Annotated in this window: 12 protein-coding genes; 5 read left to right on the top strand and 7 right to left on the bottom strand. The window is 60.6% G+C overall.

The features are described 5' to 3' along the window. The first annotated feature begins 16 nt into the window (after positions 1-16). The 5 genes from ACO07N_RS20590 (at position 17) to tssH (ending at position 7,542) form a co-directional block, all read left to right on the top strand. Positions 17-505 carry an Hcp family type VI secretion system effector gene (locus ACO07N_RS20590; protein ID WP_421982824.1) on the top strand — a complete coding sequence of 163 codons (489 nt, stop codon included), beginning with the start codon at positions 17-19 and terminating at the stop codon, positions 503-505. Between the two features lie 135 nt (positions 506-640). After that, positions 641-1,192 carry a type VI secretion system baseplate subunit TssE gene (gene tssE / locus ACO07N_RS20585; protein WP_421982823.1) on the top strand — a complete coding sequence of 184 codons (552 nt, stop codon included), beginning with the start codon at positions 641-643 and terminating at the stop codon, positions 1,190-1,192. Next, entirely contained in the window at positions 1,189-3,186 is a 1,998-nt protein-coding gene (tssF, locus tag ACO07N_RS20580; protein ID WP_421982822.1) for a type VI secretion system baseplate subunit TssF, read from the top strand. Before tssE ends, tssF begins: the two co-directional genes overlap by 4 nt. Beyond that, positions 3,183-4,706: a type VI secretion system baseplate subunit TssG gene (tssG, locus tag ACO07N_RS20575; RefSeq protein ID WP_421982821.1), complete on the top strand. Its 1,524-nt coding sequence runs from the start codon at positions 3,183-3,185 to the stop codon at positions 4,704-4,706. The genes tssF and tssG overlap by 4 nt, the downstream gene beginning before the upstream one ends. Positions 4,707-4,731: 25 nt before the next feature. Continuing rightward, positions 4,732-7,542, top strand: a complete 2,811-nt coding sequence (tssH, locus tag ACO07N_RS20570) for a type VI secretion system ATPase TssH (RefSeq protein ID WP_421982820.1) — start codon at positions 4,732-4,734, stop codon at positions 7,540-7,542. A 134-nt stretch (positions 7,543-7,676) separates the two neighbouring features. Here tssH and ACO07N_RS20565 read toward each other — a convergent pair whose 3' ends face one another. The 7 genes from ACO07N_RS20565 to ACO07N_RS20535 form a co-directional block, all read right to left on the bottom strand. Continuing rightward, positions 7,677-9,503: a M23 family metallopeptidase gene (locus ACO07N_RS20565; protein WP_421982819.1), complete on the bottom strand. Its 1,827-nt coding sequence runs from the start codon at positions 9,501-9,503 to the stop codon at positions 7,677-7,679. Between the two features lie 278 nt (positions 9,504-9,781). Continuing rightward, positions 9,782-11,716: an adenylate/guanylate cyclase domain-containing protein gene (locus ACO07N_RS20560; RefSeq protein ID WP_421982818.1), complete on the bottom strand. Its 1,935-nt coding sequence runs from the start codon at positions 11,714-11,716 to the stop codon at positions 9,782-9,784. After that, a complete protein-coding gene (locus ACO07N_RS20555; protein ID WP_421982817.1) occupies positions 11,713-12,393 on the bottom strand; it encodes a hypothetical protein in 681 nt (226 codons plus the stop codon). Before ACO07N_RS20555 ends, ACO07N_RS20560 begins: the two co-directional genes overlap by 4 nt. An 826-nt stretch (positions 12,394-13,219) precedes the next feature. Then, positions 13,220-14,842, bottom strand: a complete 1,623-nt coding sequence (locus ACO07N_RS20550; RefSeq protein ID WP_421982816.1) for a caspase family protein — start codon at positions 14,840-14,842, stop codon at positions 13,220-13,222. Between the two features lie 25 nt (positions 14,843-14,867). Next, positions 14,868-15,149 carry a hypothetical protein gene (locus ACO07N_RS20545; RefSeq protein WP_421982815.1) on the bottom strand — a complete coding sequence of 94 codons (282 nt, stop codon included), beginning with the start codon at positions 15,147-15,149 and terminating at the stop codon, positions 14,868-14,870. A gap of 18 nt (positions 15,150-15,167) precedes the next feature. Next, positions 15,168-16,046 carry a hypothetical protein gene (locus ACO07N_RS20540; RefSeq protein WP_421982814.1) on the bottom strand — a complete coding sequence of 293 codons (879 nt, stop codon included), beginning with the start codon at positions 16,044-16,046 and terminating at the stop codon, positions 15,168-15,170. A 12-nt stretch (positions 16,047-16,058) separates the two neighbouring features. Beyond that, positions 16,059-17,882 carry a caspase family protein gene (locus tag ACO07N_RS20535; protein ID WP_421982813.1) on the bottom strand — a complete coding sequence of 608 codons (1,824 nt, stop codon included), beginning with the start codon at positions 17,880-17,882 and terminating at the stop codon, positions 16,059-16,061. Between the last annotated feature and the right edge of the window lie 217 nt (positions 17,883-18,099).

Genomic DNA, 18,099 nt, shown 5'->3' with positions numbered 1-18,099 from the left:
AAGAGGACTATATAAAATGGCTCAGTCTGATTGTTTTATTAAAATTGATGGTATCGAAGGTGAATCTCAGGACAAGACCCACAAGAACGAGATCGACATCTTGTCCTGGTCGTGGGGCGCGTCCCAGTCCGGCACAACCCACATGGGTTCCGGTTCCGGTGGCGGTAAGGCACACTTTCAGGATATGAACCTGGTGATGTATATCGGCAAGGAATTCACGGCCCTCCTGAACCACCTTTCGACCGGTAAACACATCGGTAAGGCCACGCTGTGTTGCCGCAAGGCAGCTGGTGACAACCCGCTCGAGTACCTGAAGATCGAAATGAAAGATCTTATCATCTCGAGCCTCACCACCGGCGGCAGCGGAGCAGAAGACCGGGTCACCTACAACTGCTCGATCAACTTCGGTGAATACAAGGTGATGTACACCGAACAGAAGCCGGACGGCTCCAAGGGTGCAACGCCGGAGTTCGCCTGGGATATCGCAGCGAACGAAAAGAAGTAAGGCATTTGCCGAAACGGCTGCCGCCCAAGCAGGTGGCAGCCGTTCTTTTTTGGGGCGAAGATCTACAAATGAAGGCGCATCGCGTTTTCCGCCTCCCGGAATCCCTTGACAGCAGCTACCTCCCGGGCATTGCCGATGGCAAAATCAACTGTGAAGATTCACGCGCCTCTGATGTGGGCCTTCCGCGCTATGGACGACCCGGAGTACAGGGCTGCACAGGAACGCCAGCAAGAAGAGGGCAAGGGCAGGAACCTGAAGTCGGGACGGCGACTTTCCAGAAGCTACGGCATCACGGAGCATACGCTTCTTTCAGAGGTCCGCCGAGATCTTCAGTCCTTACTGAATACCGTCAATCTCAATTCCACACAGGATCTATCCGATTTTCCCGAAGTCGAGAGTTCAATCCTGAACTACGGCCTTCCCGACCTATCCGTTCATGTCGTCGACACCATCAAGATCGACCGGCTGGCGGACGACATCCGAGAGGCCCTCATTCGTTTCGAACCGCGCATGGACCCGCGCACGCTGCAGGTCATCCGGGACGACAGCATCGAGAGCGACACGTTCAAGGTACGGTTTCTGATCAAGGCCGAGATACGGTGTGACCCTGTTCGCATCGGAAGTGAATTCATTGCGGATGTCGACCCGGCATTCGGACGCATCAAGATCATCGGGGCGACTGCATGAACCGCGAATTTCTGGACCTCTACAATCAGGAACTCACCTATCTGCGTGAGCAGGGCGCTGCTTTTGCCGAATCCTACCCGGCAGTGGCCGAGCGACTGGGCGGGCTTCTGGAAGACCGGTCCGACCCGATGCTGTCCGGATTGCTTGAAGGCACCGCGTTCCTTGCCGCCCGTGTTCAGCTGAAGATGAAACACGAGTTTGCCGAGTTCACCTCCAACCTGTTCGAACAGCTCTATCCGTCTGCCCTTGCCCCCATCCCCTCCATGGTGCTGGCCCGCGTCACTCCCAAATACGGCGACGCCAACCTCAGGGCCGGGATCAAGGTTGACCGGCACGCCCCCATGGAAGCGGTCTTCCGGGAACGTCAGGGAGAAGTCAGGTGCCGGTTCACGCTGGCCGCTCCGATCGTGCTTACCCCTCTCCAGTTGACTGGCGCACGTTATCTGAGTTCCGCTGCCCAGGTATCCGGCCTCGGGGCCGCGATGGCCGAGGACCGGCGCGTGCGCGCGGGGCTGGCGATCAAGCTGACCCACCGGATGGCGGAAGATCCGGAGCTTGAAGTCTCTGAAGAAGAAGCGCTGAAGAAGCCGGAATACCAGGTTGCCGGATGCCGCATAGATGAGTTGCCGATACAGCTTGTCGGCCCGCTCGATCTCGCCGCGAAGGTCTACGAGCAGATTTTCGGTCATACGATCGCGGTTTACCTCAGAACCGAAGACGCGTTCGGTCAGGCGACGCTGCAGCGCTTTCCGGTGGATGCGGTCACCCAGCTCGGTTTTGACGAGAACGACGCGCTGCTGCGCAACGACAGAAGACTTTTCGTCGGCTTCGACCATTTGAGGGACTACTTCAACTTTCCGCGCAGTTTCCTGGGATTTCGCCTGACGGGACTGCGGAAGTATCTTGACCGTGTGAACGCGAAGTCGTTCGAGGTCGTGTTCGTGTTCGATGAGGCGGATTCGCGCCTGCCCTCCCATGTCGAGGACAAGATCTTCGCGCTCCACACCGCACCGGCGGTCAACCTGTTCGAACGCGCAACCGACCGGGTTCCGATCAAGAAGGGACAGCACGAATTTGCCGTCATCACCGACCGGACCCGCCCCCTCGACTATGAAGTCCACGCCGTTACAGAGGTGAATGCCCATTTCTCCGGCGGTGAAAAGCGATCCGTGGAACCGCTCTACAGCGTTGCGCCCGACACGGAAAAAGCCGGTCACGAATGGTTCTACACGATCCGGCGCATGCCCCGCCGTCAGTCCTCCAGCGAGCTGAGAAGAATGCAGCCGAGTTCCTATATCGGAACGGAAACCTTCATCATGATTTCGAGCGGTGCGCAGGCTGCCGCGCTGCTGGAAAGCGGAAACAAACGCCTGGCAGAACTATCGCTGAAGGTGATGGCTTCCAACCGGGCGCTTGCAGCGGAACTTCCCGTCGGCAGCAACCCCGAGAAGTCTTCTATCGGTGACTTCCGCATCCTGGAAGACGTCAGCCTGAAGGTCGACTGCGTCGCGGGTCCGACGCAGCCGCGCCCGCCTCTCATTTCCTACAACGAACGGCTCGGCGAAGAAGGCCATGCCGGGGCGATTGCGTGGCGGCTGATCAACGTGCTGGCGCTCAACCATACCGGCCTTGTGCATGATGCCGCCGGGCAGGACGGCCGGTCCTTCAGGGATATCCTCAGCCTGTTCGCACCGCTCGCCGACAATGCCGCGGATCGCCAGGCCCAGTCGGTTCGATCCGTATCGACGCGGCCGGTCGTGCGGCGCCTGCAGCAAAAGTCCGGAACCGGCGTGGCGCGGGGACTGGAAGTCACGATCACGCTTGACGACAAGGCATTCGAAGGAGCCAGTGCGTTTCTCATGGGGGCCGTGCTTGATCGCTTCATTGCCGAATATGCGTCCATCAACCATTTCACCCAGTGCGTGATCGCCACCACGGAACGCGGCGTTATCATGAAATGGCCTCCCAGGATCGGAGCACAAGGGATCCTATGAGCGACGCTGACGACAACGACCAGAAGACGAAAGTCGTTCCGAAGGGCAAGAAGCCGGCTGCCGACAAGACGATCGTGCAGGTGGCAGCTGCCCCTTCCGTCTGGCCGGACAGCCCTTCAGAGCCTGAGGATACGCCTTTGCATGAAAGCGGCGACGTCGCCGAGCTTCCGCAAGAAGCGCTCCAAACCGAACCGGACACCGCGCCGTTCATGGAAGAGGCGATCCAGTCCGACGCGATCGAGATACCTTCTTCTCCGGGAGGCGACATCGAACAGGCGGAAGAAAACAAGACGGAAGAACTTGTTGCGGAGGCAGAGCAGCAAACGGCCCCGGAAGAAGAAGACCCGGAACCTGTCGAGGAAGCCAGGATAGAAGTTCCGGTGCAACAGCAATTCGCGTCCTTGCTGTCCGCACTCAGCGACCGTGTGCAGAAACACCCGGGTGGACACGATCTCCTGGCGGTGCTGCGCATGTTGGAGGGGCAGACGGGACCGGGCGGCGCGCAGTCCGGCATGGGACCGAAGAAGCTCGACGAACCGGCCCCTCCCCGCATCGGCAAGAGCCGGCGGACAATGGAAGACATCGTCCGGTTTGGTCAGGATCCGACCGGCGAATTCGCGACATCGACGATTGAACGCGCCACCCGCGATGCGGATGATGGCCTTGTTCTGCTTGAAAAGTTTCTGGGCTTTCTCGGACCGCACGGAGCACTGCCTTCGGCATATACCGACGAAGCCATCGTGCGCGGACTGCGGGGTGACGACAGTTTCCCGAGATTCCTGGATGTCTTCAACAACCGTTTCGTTCAGCTGTTTTTCCGGGCCTGGGCCGATGCCCGCCCGATTGTGCAGCACGACCGTCCGGACGATGACCGGTTCCTGTCCTACCTCGGGTCGAGCATTGGTATCGGCAGCCCAGTCTACCAGGATTTGGACGGGATCGACGACCGGATCAAACTGCTGTTCGCGGGCCTCACCTCCACGAAGGTCAAGAGCGCCGCACGATTGAAAGCCCTGATCACCGGCGTTTTCGGCGTTGACGTCGAGATTGACCAGTGCGTCGGCACGTGGCTGCACCTTGACCCCGATGACCAGCTCAGTATCGGCGGTCTGGGGCCCGGTGGCGGCGGACAGCTGGGCATGGACACGATCGTCGGCTCCAAGGTCTACAGCGTCAGCGACAAGGTCCGGATCCGGATCTTCACAAGTTCGCTCGACGAATACCGCAAGTTTCTGCCGCCAACGCGGACACGGCCCAATCCCTGGACCGAACAGCTTTTCGATCTCATCGATTTTTATCTCGGACTGGAGATCGAGTACGAGATCGAACTTGCGCTTCCGAAAAGATGCGCCTCTTCCGTCCGCATGGACAGCACCAGCTCCGCAACGCTCGGCCATATCGGTTGGCTGAAGCCTTTGGGCGCTGCTCCGGCAGAGGACGACGCACTCGACGACGAAGAAGAAATGTTGACCGATACCCGGTTCCGGCCGGTTCGTCGGCATACCACCGTTTATCAATAGGTCTCCAATTTGAAAGGCCGGTGCCATGAGTGACATTCTGGTTGAAACAGTTGCCAACAAACTCACGACAGTCAGCTACGACTGTCTCGAAAAAGCCATGCGGCTCACCAAGAGTTCCGGTCACCGGCACCTGGAAATCCTTCATTGGCTCTATTATCTCGCACGCGACGAGAATACCGATTTCGTCCATATTCTGCGCCACTTCGGCATTGATGTCGGCGACGTTCATGGTGACCTCCAGAAGGCGATCGCGGACCTGAAGATCAATCAGACCGAACTTCCGTCGATGGCGACGCCCTTCCAGGAGGCGCTTGAGCGGGCGTGGTTCGAGGGAACGCTGCGCTACGGCGACTACAAGATCCGGTCCGCCTACGTGCTGATTGCGGCCATGGGCGACAAGACGACGTGGCGACAGTTCCGCAGTTATTCACCGGCGCTCGAGGGGTTGAACCGTGATGTGCTCACGCGCGACCTCGACAAGATCGCCGGATCTTCAAGCGAAGTCGGCGCGCGTCCGATCGACGGCTCCGGTCCGAAAGCTGCGGCGGCTCCCGGCGGAGAACCCGCAGAAACCGCGCCGGGCAGCGGCGTTGGCGAGGATGCCCTTTCCCAGTTCACGGTCGACTTCACCGCCCGGGCGCGCGCGGAGGAATTCGATCCGATCGTCGGCCGGGACGAAGAAATCCGCCAGGTCATCGATGTCCTGATGCGCCGTCGGCAGAACAACCCGATCCTGACCGGTGAGGCAGGTGTCGGCAAAACGGCGATCGTCGAGGGGTTCGCCCAGAAGATCGTCGCCGGCGATGTTCCCCCCGCCCTGCTCGGAACGCGCCTGTGTGCGCTTGACCTCGGTCTGCTGCAAGCCGGGGCGTCGATGAAAGGCGAATTCGAAAAGCGGCTGCGCGCTGTCATCGACGCCGTGCACGCCTCCATCGTGCCGACGATCCTCTTCATCGATGAGGCACATACGCTGATCGGCGCCGGAGGCGCGGCGGGAACGGGCGATGCTGCCAACCTGCTCAAGCCGGCGCTCGCGCGCGGAACGCTGCGCACGGTCGCGGCCACGACATGGTCGGAGTACCGCCAGCATTTCGAAAAGGACCCTGCCCTCACGCGGCGTTTCCAGCCGGTCCAGGTCGATGAACCGGATGAGGAAAAGTGCTTCGCGATGGTGCGCGGCCTGCTCGGCCCCATGGAGGAACACCACCAGGTGCGCATCCTGGACAGCGCCGTCAAATCCGCGGTTTCGCTTTCCCATCGCTACATCCCCGCGCGGCAATTGCCGGACAAGGCGGTCAGCGTTCTGGATACGGCTTCGGCACGGGTGAACATTTCGCAGGCCGCGCAGCCCGCCAAGCTGTCCGACCTCGTGGCCAAGAAGGGTTTCCTGGAAACTGAGAAAAGTGCGCTTACGAACGATACCGAACTCGGCCTGGAGCATCAGGAGCAGCTGGATGCACTGAACGAGGCCATCGAGGCGACCGAAGGCGATATCGAGAAGGTCAGGGAAGAATGGGAGCGCGAACGCGGGCTTGTGGCCGCAATCCGCCGTCTGAACGCTGCCCTGTCGCAGCTCAAGGGCGGAGATCCCGCACCTCATCCGGAAAGCGCGGAGATCGAGGATCCCGAGCATGACGGACCGGCGCTTGTCTCGATCGACGACATCGAACTCGATCTCGACGTCGACCTGGAAGACGAGGACGCCATTCGCACCGCACTGCACGAGAAACGCGCGGAACTCGCCAAGATTCCCGAAGACGAGCGTATGGTCTATGCGTATGTCGATGACGAAGCCGTCGCGAGCATCATTTCGGATTGGACCGGCATTCCGGTCGGCCGGATGGTGCAGGACGAGATGGCGACCATTCTCAACCTGACCGACAGCCTGAACAAGCGCGTGATCGGCCAGGCTCATGGCCTCGCCATGATCGCGAAACGGATCGAGACCAGCCGCGCCCAGCTTGGCAATCCGGACAAACCGATCGGTGTCTTCATGCTGTGCGGCCCTTCGGGCGTCGGCAAGACGGAGACCGCGCTCGCGCTCGCCGAAACGCTCTATGGCGGCGAGGACAGCCTGATCACCATCAACATGTCGGAGTTCCAGGAAGCACACTCCGTCTCCGGCCTGAAGGGAGCTCCTCCGGGCTACGTCGGATATGGCGAAGGTGGGCGTCTGACGGAGGCGGTCCGCCGCAAACCTTATTCGGTCGTGCTTCTCGACGAAGTGGAAAAGGCGCACCCGGACGTCCATGAAATCTTCTTCCAGGTCTTCGACAAGGGCTGGATGGAAGACGGCATGGGCCGCAAGATCGACTTCCGCAACACGCTGATCCTGCTGACATCGAATGTCGGCACGGAAACGATCATGAATGCAGCAAGCCACATGCTGGACGCCCCGGTCTCAAGCGACCCGGATCTGGCGGCCACCGATCCGAATGCGCCCGACGCCGAACAACTGGCGGAATCCTTGCGGCCGGCGCTTCTGGACGTGTTTCCACCGGCACTGCTCGGCCGGATCGTGACGATCCCCTATTATCCGCTGTCACCGTCCATGCTCGGCTTCATCATCCGCCTGCAACTCAACCGCATCGTCAAGCGCGTGAAGCAGAACCGGGATGCGGAGCTGACATTCGGGGACGATGTCATCGCGCATATCGTATCGCTGTGCCGCGACCCGGACAGCGGTGGACGGATGATCGACAACATCCTGACGAACGACCTCCTGCCCAAGCTCTCGCGGGCGTTCCTGACCGCTCAGATGAACGGAGAGGAACTGACCTCCGTGGCGATCACGGCGGGTGAAGACGGTCTGGAGATCGCGACAGGCGGCGCATAATACGCTTCGTCGGCGTTCATGGCGGTGCCCCGGCACCGCCATGTGCTTTTGCAATCCCATGCTCGATTTGCTGCTCAATGCGGGACAGGCCAGAGTGTCCGGAACCGGTTCAGACCGGCACCTGCCGGCTGTCCTCATTGGCTGCCTGTCAGCACTTCGCCAATCACGCCCTGATAGGCCTTGAGATCCTTGCTGGCGACGGATTGCGGGGCATCCGCGCCGGTTTCCATTTCAAAGGACAGCGGATCGGCGGGTTCCCCTCTCTGACGGATTTCGAAATGTAGGTGCGGTCCGGTCGACAGGCCCGTCGTGCCGACATAGCCGATCAGGTCTCCGGCCTGGACAACCGATCCCAGCTGAATCCCGTCTGCATACTCGTGCATGTGTGCGTAGCGGCTGGTGATCCCGTCCTTGTGCGACAATTCAATGAAGTTGCCGTAGCCGCCGCGCACATCCTTGTAGGTGACCTTGCCGGAAAATGCGGCCCGGATGGGTGTGCCCGTCGGCGCCGCCCAATCGACGCCCGCGTGCAACCGCGAGACCTTCTTGATCGGGTGGAACCGCATGCCGAATTTGGATGTCAGGACGCCTTTGACCGGCACCAGCATGGCGCCGGAAAGACTGATCTTGCCGCCCTCGCTGACGCAGGCGAAGCCCCTGTTGCCCGGTGCCTTGAGGACGTAACAGCGCACGGACCAGTCATCGCCCCTGCGGACACCTGCAAAAAGCACGCGGCCACCGCCGCGCTTTTCGTCACGTGCCATGTCGGTGAACACCAGCGTGAAACGTTCATCCGGCTTGATCGCCCGTTTCAGATCGGTGGTCGGCGCGAGATAGGCGATTGCCTCTCCGACGATTGACGCCGGGACGGCGTTGCGGACCGCGGTCGCGTAAAGCCCGTCGATCAGGCGGTGCGTCTTTCCTGCCTGGCCGTTTTTATCGCTTGCGACCTTGTCCTGCACGATTTCCTTGCCGAACCAGGGATCGGCCCCGTGGATATAGGCCTCTCCTTCGCGCGTGGCGGAGTAGGCCGCCGTTCCGACGTAGCCATCAGCCGAGTAGAGCGACAGCTGCACAGGCCTGTAATAATCCCCGATCCGGCCGACCCGGTTCGGCATCCTCACGCCGCGTATCGCGATCTTGTCGCCCGCGATCAGATCGGACCGGTCGAATTCGAGCTTCAGGAACTCCTGCAGCTGCTTGGAAACCTCCTCATCGAACCCGTTGTCTTTCAAAAGCGTGCCGATCGGAACAGTTTTGGTGATCGCCTTGCGCACCTCGATCCGGCTGGGGCCCTGCCCGATCGGACGTTCGGTCAGATAGAGATCGAGCGTGTCCGTCGACGGTTTCAGGAATACCGGAAGATCGGTGGCACCGTCATCGTCGGCCGCTTCCGGTTCATCCACGACCAGTCCGTCATTTTCTTCCCCGCCACCGAAATTGCCGAACTGGAAGTCGGCCTCGCTGCCCGGCGCCCGGATCACCAGATCCCCGTCGTCATTCAGCATCCGGCTGTCTAGGACAAATGCGCTCAACGCGGGCAAGGCCGTGACGCCGCTGGTCTTGGACGTCTCCGGAATGGCCCGTTCCGACAGTTGAATGCGCTCGGCGGAGGAACCGTCATTCAGCAACACCGGGTCGCCGGCGAGCGGAATGACGGCGGACACCGCCATGTCGAAGAAAGGATCGGCGGGAACGTCCAGGTCTTCACCCGTCCCGTCGTCGGTTGCAGACGCATTGTCGGTGGGGTCCGCGTCGTCCTGCTGGTCCACGGACGCCACGTCGTCATCATCCGCGTTCTGGTCCGCTTCGATATCCGCAACCAGCGGCGCGTCCGGCTGCCCGCCACCAGCATCTTCGGGTGCCGAAAGCGAGATCGCGCCCGACGATACCAGATGGGCGATCCCGCCGATGCCGCCGCCGATGACCAGGAACGAAAGAGCGAGTATCCCGTAGACCACGATGGGTGAACTCGCACGCTTTTCGCTCCTTGGCTGAGGTGTTTGCGGCCTCGCCGGAGGTGCCGGTGCAGCAGGCGGCGCTGCAGGCTTCCCCGCAGGGCGTATCACCGTCCGGTCAAATTCGGGTCTGTGTGCACCGTGGCTGTTGTTGTCAGACCACTGAACCATCGCTCACCTTTGGCTACAGCAGTTTCTCTTGGTTATCAGCTGCAGGGCCGATCATGCAGGATGAAACCATCAGATGCAAAACAGCAGCTTCAAAACACGGCAAAAGGCGGTCAGCGCGGAAACTCGAGAAGATTGGATTTTGGCTGCCGGTTCTCCTCTTCGGTGGAAGCCGAACTCTTTTCCATATATATTTCAGGGACATCCAGCGTGTAGACAGCAATCTCCGTGCTCAATCCCCGCAGCTGGCCGGTCCAGATTTCCTGCAGCGGGTACCGTTTGGGCAATCCGTCCGCGACCGATTGGCTGAGCGCGAGGCGAACCTTTTTGTCCTTGGCAACGGATTCGACCCTGCTGGCCGTGTTCACCGTCGTCCCCATGACGGTGAAAGACCGCCGGTGCTCGCCGCCGATATCGCCGACGAGAACGGGACCGGCATTCAGGGCTATCCGGAGATCAAGTCCCGCTTCTCCGGTGATCTCCTTGATCTCGTCGAGGCTCGCGATGATCTCATGCGCGGCATCGACAGCGGACTGTTCGGGATTGTCGACCGTGTTGGGCGCGTTCCAGACCGCCATGATCGCATCGCCGATATACTTGTCGATGTACCCCTGATGTTTCGTGATTGTTTGTCCGATCCTGTCGAAACAGGCATTGACGACGCGCACGACGTCGCGGTCGGCCAGCTTTTCGGACATCTTGGTGAAGCCGACAATGTCGATGAACGCGACAACGACGTGCCTTGTATCTCCGCCGAGTTCCGGCAACTGTTCCGATGTCGCCATGTGCTTGATGACGTCGGGCGCAAGGTAGTGGCCGAACAGCCTGACAAGCGACCTCTGGCGGCGCTGCAGGATGCTCACCTTGCCGACCGCCGCCGTGACAATGGCCATCACACAGCTCACCGGTGCGACACCCGGTGCAATGAGGATGCCTGCCTCCAGACCGGCCAGGCTCACGCCAATGCCTGCCGCGATGCCAAACACGGCGATCAAAGGCAAGACCATGAGCGGCAGGAAAAGGCCGGCGGCAGCGCCGACGGCCGCGAAGGCGAACGACAACGCCGTCAGAAGCCCGCGCGGCGGCGCAACGGCATAGCGGTCGGAAAGCGCGGCGCCGATGACGTCGGCCAGGATAAAGACACCCGCGGTCTGCGGCTGCACGCGCGGTCTGCCGCCCGGACCGGTTTCAACGTCTGCGGCGGAGACGTGCGGCAGAAACCTGTCGGAATAGAGATGCTCGTCCTCAAAGGGCAACAAGCCGCCGAAAAGAACGATCCGCCCGGAGGAAAATTCCTTCAATGCCGCGCGTCCTTCCTCGCTTTGGCTCAGCGTCAGGACGTCGATCAGGGACATGTACGGCAAGGAGGTCGCAAGTCTTGAATCCGGGATCGAAACGAACGCTTCCGACACGTCCGATCCTGCGGCCCCGAGAAGAGCGTCGATGAGGTGTGGAGAATCGTTGAGCGGAAGCTGCGGCGTATGTTTGCGCACGATGCCGTCATTGTCGGTGGACACGATCACCGAACGGACGCCCCCGGCGCCGATCGCTGCGGTGAAGCTGCGGTGAGGCACGCCGATTTCGGTATGCGCTATGAAGACCTTGCCCCGATTGCGATACGCGAAGGTCTGAAACGGCCTGTCGAAGCCGCTCAACCGCGCCTCTCCGGTGCTCGGATCGACAAAGGAGTCGGCACTGTAGGCAAACACGAAATCAAAGCCGACAGCCGTCGCGCCTGCGTCAATCACGGCTTGCCCGGCTTCGGCCATCACCGGGGTCATCAGGACACGGGGAATGCGGGAAAGACGTTCGGAATCAAGTGAAGCCTGATCCAGGCCCACGACGGCAACCGGAGCCGATGCGGTTTCGCCGGACTGGATGAAATTGGCGCGCAGCTGGAAGAGCCGGTCCGTCACCCAGCCTTCCCAGATTGCCTTGTTCGCAGACAGGCCGACAACCAGTCCGGCCAAGGATGCAACGACGGCAATCAGCAGGACCAGTTGTTTTCGGCCGAGGGCCGAATCGGCGATTCGGCCACCTGGCTTCATTTCACGAGGACGACCGCGGTTTTGCGGCCAACTTGCGCCGGATCGATGGTTATCTTCCGCATCTCAACGCCAAAGTCCGGCGCTTTTCCTTGCAGGAAAAGCTCGACTTCAACAGCATCATCATCGCTGTCGCGCTCCGGCATTTCAGTGACGATGTTGTCGAGCACATCGAACCGTTTCGGTTCGCCTCCGCCAAAGGAGACGAAAACAGAGCCGTACTGGTCTTTCGCCTTGTCATCGAAACGAAGCATCAGGGACGCGGCTTTTTTGTTTTCCAGCGTCAGCCCGCGCAAGGTTACGGTCAATCCCTTGTCCGCTGTGCTCGAGCTGGTTCCGCTGTCGGCCTGCAGGCAGTTGCCCGCGCGCAGGACCTTTTCTTCGCCGCCGTCGATCGCGAAGCCGTCGGAGGACACCGTCAGGGTCCCCGACTTGATCCGCACTTCCTGGCAAGCGGAATAGTCCAGAAGATCCACGTGTCCCGATTCACCAAGATCAACCACGTCTCCTGGCATCAGCTCCGAAAAGGCCGAAACAGACACCCCTTCGGACCGATCAAGGACAAGCGCTACGGGATCTGCAAGCGCAGCACCGGACATGACGGTGCCAAGTCCGAATGCGGCAGCCAAACCGGTCGGTTTCAGACTTCGTTTTGCAAATCGACTAAACAAATCTTTCATGACGGTCTCCAGGGTCAATGGTTTTTGCGCACGGACCCGTTCGGAGTCGTGTCGCCAATTGAAGTAATGATACCAGAAAATCGCGAATTGAATGTGGCCTTGGTCACATAAACGCGAATTGGGAGGCAGGGCCCAGGGTCAGGACTCATTCATTTTGATGAATCGGTGGGGATGAATTTGTTCGGATACGAGGCGCAAAGCTGCAGGAAACCGTCCGGTTTCCAAAGATTTGCAACGACGTTGCCGGGCAAATTCACTCTAGGGTACGGACTCATAAATGAGACAGAAATGGCATGTGAAATGGCGAAATCCCGTTAGGAAGGGTGTGCGGAGCGGGCTTCCTGCCCGGTCAACCACGCTGACGACACGGGGGGAAGCCATTTCCATGTCCTTCGGATTTGACCGGATTGCGCCACCCCGGCGTCGCGGAAGGCTTGAAAATGAACCACATTTCCTGCGCTTCCGCTCCTTGAGGAGACGCAATCCACTTCAAACCATTTCGGTCTCATTTATGAGTCCGTACCCCATCCCTGCGGGACGCAAAAACGGCTTCGATCTGCTTCGTCAAACCGCTCAACCGGGCAGGTAGCCCGCTTGTCACGCTCTTCCTTGCAGCTCATCGCCGTTTGCTGCGCCAATTCAACCAAATGAATGAGTCCTGACCCTAGTGCGGTGAATTTGAAGTTCGCATCATTGCTCAAGCAGTCTCCGAAGCGAACTTCAAATTCGTAAACCGCACTAGAAACATAGACTTGCTAGTCACCTTCTTGGATCTGAAGTTCGTTCGAAGCCTGCTGCAAATGAGTCGAACTTCAGATCCAGGTGACTAGCCCGCAGGTTCAGTGTAGACCCCGGTTATGCCGACCGCCTCTGCAGATTTTCCGATCAAATTCAGCAATTTGGGCGCAAGGGCGGGATCCAGAGGCCTGCCCTCCATCGCGGACAGCACGCCGACCAGTTGCGGCATAGTTTCACGGGAGCGAATCAACACGATATGGTCGGCTCCGAACGGCAATGCGGCGCGGAGATTGAGCACGTAAGGCGCATCCGCCTCGAGTTTCGTATCCTCGCCCAAAGGGTCCGCTTTCCGGTTCGGTGCAAGCAGACGCACAGTGCCGTCGGCCTCCAGCGCGAACACCGCCATGAAGCCGCCTTCGTCGGACCGAAGCCCCACCTTGAGCGGCGAGCCTTCGGGGATATGTCCGACCGCGGGTCGCAGGGTGCCTTCCACCGGTTTGCGTTCCCTTGAAAGCGCGTAGAGTTCCGACAGAAACAGCCATTTGGAGACCACCTGCGAAAAGCGGTCGGCGTTCCCGGCGCTGTTGCGAAGTACGATATCTCCGAATTTCGTCAGGACATCGCCTTCTTCCACGTCCCAGAACAGGTCGGCATTTCCATCGTCGACAATCTCCACCGCACCGCCATGGCGCTCCTTGAGGTTCTTCAGAACCGGAAGTGCTATGTCCGTGCTGGCCGAGATTGTCAGTCCGGTCGCGCCGCGTGCCAGGATGTTGTCCTTGACCCGCGGGAGAACCGCCGCGCGCGAGCCGCCGCCAACGGTCAGGCTCGGCGTCTGCCGGCCTTCGGTCGCGACACGAACGGTTTCCTTGAGAAACAGGGTCAGTTCCTCCATCGAAATGCCGCCGTCCCGGTCAAGGTCAGCCCGACCCTCGACACCGCGTGCGAAGGACCAGCTCAAGGCGCCCCTGGGTTCACCCGCGATCATGAGTTCGGGGATCACCTGGCCGTCGACGGTCGCGCCGACATAGATCACGTTGGCGAGGTCCTGAAGGTCGGACCCGTCCCCTTCTTGCCGCTGCAACAACGGATGGCCCGGACGTGATCTCAAGAGGTCATTTTCGAAGGGCGGTAATCCGACGAGCCGCGTGCCGAGCCGGACGATCCTGGGGTCGATGGACCGCGTCATCGTGCCGGAGTGACAGCTGTCAGCGAGTACGAGCACGCTCCGGTCACCGGCCGCCCTGAGCATTGCCGAGAGATCATCGTCGCGCAGTCTTTCGGCATTTCCCGGCGCGGAGACATCAAATCCCGCGAGAAGAAACACTTCGTCGAGCCCGTCAGCTTCCGAGCCCTCGACCCATTCCTCTTCCTGCGCTCCGTGCCCCGCATAGGACAGCACGAGGACGTCGTCCTCTGCCGATCGTTCGATCAGCCCCTGCCAGGCGGTCAGGATGGCATCTCTCGTTGCAGCGCCGTCGTAAAGGGTTTGTAGGTCCTCGACACCAGCGGCCTGCAACGTTTCCGCAATGTCCCTGGCATCGTTCACAGCGCCCTTGAGCGGTGAAACATGTTCATAGGCGTCGATGCCGATTACCAGCGCCCGCCACTCTCCTGCTTCAACCGGATTGAAGACGAAGAGCAGCGGAAACGCGCAGCAAAGCGATCGCAGTGCCCTGAACACCAGGGCCACTTTCGAAAACACGTACATGAGCAGCCTCACCAGTGGTGCGTGATCAGCCCCAGGAGCCGCCGCCGCCGCCGCCCGGTCCGCCACCGCCGCCGCCACCGCCGCCGCCGCCATTGTCGTTGTCGCGGATGAGCGGGTCATTGATCGGGTCCGAAACCGGGGTCGCGGCCGCCGGTGTGGCTGCAGGCGCAGTCGAGGTCGTGGTCGCCACCGAAGGCGTCACGGGCACCGGATCCGCTCCGGTCGATACCGTGGGCTGTGTCGCACACCCGGCGAGGAACAGCGCCATCAAGCCTGCTGAAGGCAATGCTAGTCTAATGTGTTTCATCTATTCCTCCTTAAGAAATCAGAACAAATCATATCTGGGACGGCTTTGTTCCCACTGATACTTCACAAGGGCAATCAGGGCCTCGTCGCCCTGAACCGGCGAAAGATCCGAACTGCTGAAAAACTTGTTCAACGCATCCCTGGTCTTGCGGCCGGGCTGACCGTCGACCGGTCCCGGCTCGAACCCGAGATCGGTCAGCGCCTGCTGCAGAACCATTGCCTTCAGGCGCTTGTTGGCGCCCTTTAGGTCCTCGCGGCCTTTTCCGGCCGCTGAAGAGGACGGATCGACAACGGCCGCCATCGCGAGCATGCGGATCCGGTCGCGGCCTGCAGCTTCTCCGGACTGTTGTCCGAGCATCCAGGCCGTGTTGTAGGCCCCCCAGGCGTCGCCGCGCTCGGCGCTTTCGCGGAACCATCTGGTCGCCTCTTCTGCGCTCTTTTCGACACCCTGGCCGTTGAAATACAGAAGACCGATCGCGGTGCCTGCTGCCGGATGGCCGCCTTCGTGGGCCTTCTTGAACCAGCCAAGCGCAGCGTCGAAATCCTGCGGCGTACCCAGTCCATCCCGGTAGAGCGTACCCATGTTCAGATACCCGTAGATGTCCTCGCGGGACGCGGACCGATTGTAGTAGTAGACAGCGCGGTCGACGTTTTCTTCCACATGGTTGCCGTTGAGGTAAAACCCGCCGATCGCATTGAAAGAGAACGTGTGTCCGGCTTCCACGGACTGCAGCAGCTTTTCCAGACCTGCCTTTTCGTTCTGCTCGGTGCCCTCGCCCTTGATCTGCGCCATGCCCAACGAATGGAGCGCATAGGCGTCCCCGCGTTCGGCAGCCTTGCTGTAGAGTGCGACCGCCCTCTCGCGATTGCGGTCCCGGCCGGCGCCGAGATAGTACATGCGGCCAAGGACCTAGCCCGCGCGGACATGGCCCATCTGGTAGGCCTGCTGGAAGTAGTCGGCAGCCTTGGCAAGGTCGCCGGCGGCAAATGCACCGCGGCCGCGCTGGAACACGAAACGCCCGATTTCCGGATACGCCGTCATGGCGTCGGAACACGCCTTGTCCACCGCCGCTGAGTCGATATCATTGGCCAGGCGACCCTCGGTGACCGCCTGAAGATCGAATGGCTGCGTCGCCAACTGATCGCACTGGGTCACGCGCGGCTGCACGATCTGGGTCAACGTTTCGCCGGAACTTCCGGCTTCGGCCGGCAATTCGAGCGTGAAACGCCGTGCCTGCGTTTCCGAACCGATTTGCGGACGCACGGTCAGGGTGGAAAGACCGGACATTGGAAACCGGTCACCGGGGCGCAAAAGCCGCCCGTCGGAAGAAAGCTGCAAGTCACTGTCGACCGAAACCACTTTCAGCCAATTATCCGTTGCCGGCAAACCTTCATCCGGTGCATCGGCATAGATCTGTACCGGGCCGACACCGATGTCGGCCTCGACCGCGGAGCCCTTGGATGTCTGCGAAAGCCAGGCAACCAGTTGTTCAAGGCGTTCCTTGCGCTCGCGTTCCCTGGCTCCATCGTCCGGAGCCGGGGCCGACTGGACAACCGTGATGGAGGCGATCGCCGAGGCCGAGCCTCCCCAATCATCCTTGACCTGGTATCCGATAAGTTCGACATCGCCAGCGCCCGACCCGTCCGGCAGGAATTCGAGACTCGCCAGTTCCGTCGCATCCAGTGTATCGCCCTCACCCACGGTCCTGCCGTCAGGCAGTCGAAGCGTGCCCTTTTCCGGCGACAGGGTCAGGGTCGCGACGATCGCGCCGCCTTCCGGCTGTACGGGTTCGGGTATGGAGAGCGGGCTCGCGTCGCTGGTGAGCGGAACACTGACGCGGTGATGCGCGGTGACGATGGGCTCCGGCTTCGGCGGCACGAAGTAGAAATTCGTCACGAGTGTCGAATCTTCGTACGGGATTTGCTGGCCGCCGGTCTTGCGCACGACTTCATCGCGGACCTTGGTCATCAGGTCCTTGATCTCGAGCGACGGATCCAGCGCATTCGTGACGACGGAAGACGTGAACGGGCTCATGGGGCCCTCTCCGTCATAGGCAACCTGTCCGGGCCGCGTCGCGTAGGAAATGAAACTGCCGAGCTTGTTCGGGATCCTGCGCAGACCGCGGGTCTTGCCAAGGGCGTATTCCTCTTCGCCCCAGAACAGACTTCCGATTTCGAACGGATTGTCGCGGCACGCGTCGAGCATGACGATCTGCAGGCTGGACGCTGCCTTCATGTAATCCAGAAGGTGCGAGACCTTGAGGCTTTCGAACTCCAGATCGTACTGGGACGCCAGCTTGGCATCGACCGGCAGCAGGAAATTCGAGTCGCCGACCTGCAGCGCGTGACCGGAATAATAGAAAAGCGCAGTGTCGCCGTCATTGAGTTCGCGCAGGAACCTCCGGACGACCTTTTCCAGTTCCTTCTTGCTGAGGTTGGTACCGACGGTCACGTCAAAATCCGCTTCGCGCAGAACCCGCGTGATTTCCTTGGTGTCGTTCAGCGGATTCACGAGCGGTTCGACGAATTCGTAGTCCTGGTTTCCGATAACCAGCGCAACCCGTCGCCCGGGATCGTCAGCGGTCGATGCCAACGCCGGTGTAACAACCGCCAGCACGCCGAAGGTGAGGCCGATTGCGCCGCCCCGCATGGCACGGCGAAAGCTTGTGACCGGGCCCGTCACACTCTCCTTTGCAGACCGCATCAAAGCCGGCAGGTTTTTCCGTTTATGCATATCGTCCTCAGCGCTATGTCAGGCAGCGTAACGTCGCAGATATTTTGAAATCAGGCTGTGACGAAGCTCACAGCTTTGCCGATCCGCCCCAAAGATCAGACTAGTCGTAAATTACCTTGAGTAAAGTGATGCACACTTGCACAGGCTAGGCAAGCGCGTGATCGGTTTAAACACCCGACTTTTTTCGACTTTTTGATTTTCAGCGCTCAATATCCGT

The organism is Roseibium sp., from assembly GCF_965229775.1.
GTDB lineage: Bacteria > Pseudomonadota > Alphaproteobacteria > Rhizobiales > Stappiaceae > Roseibium.
This window is presented reverse-complemented; position numbering and strand designations above follow the sequence as displayed.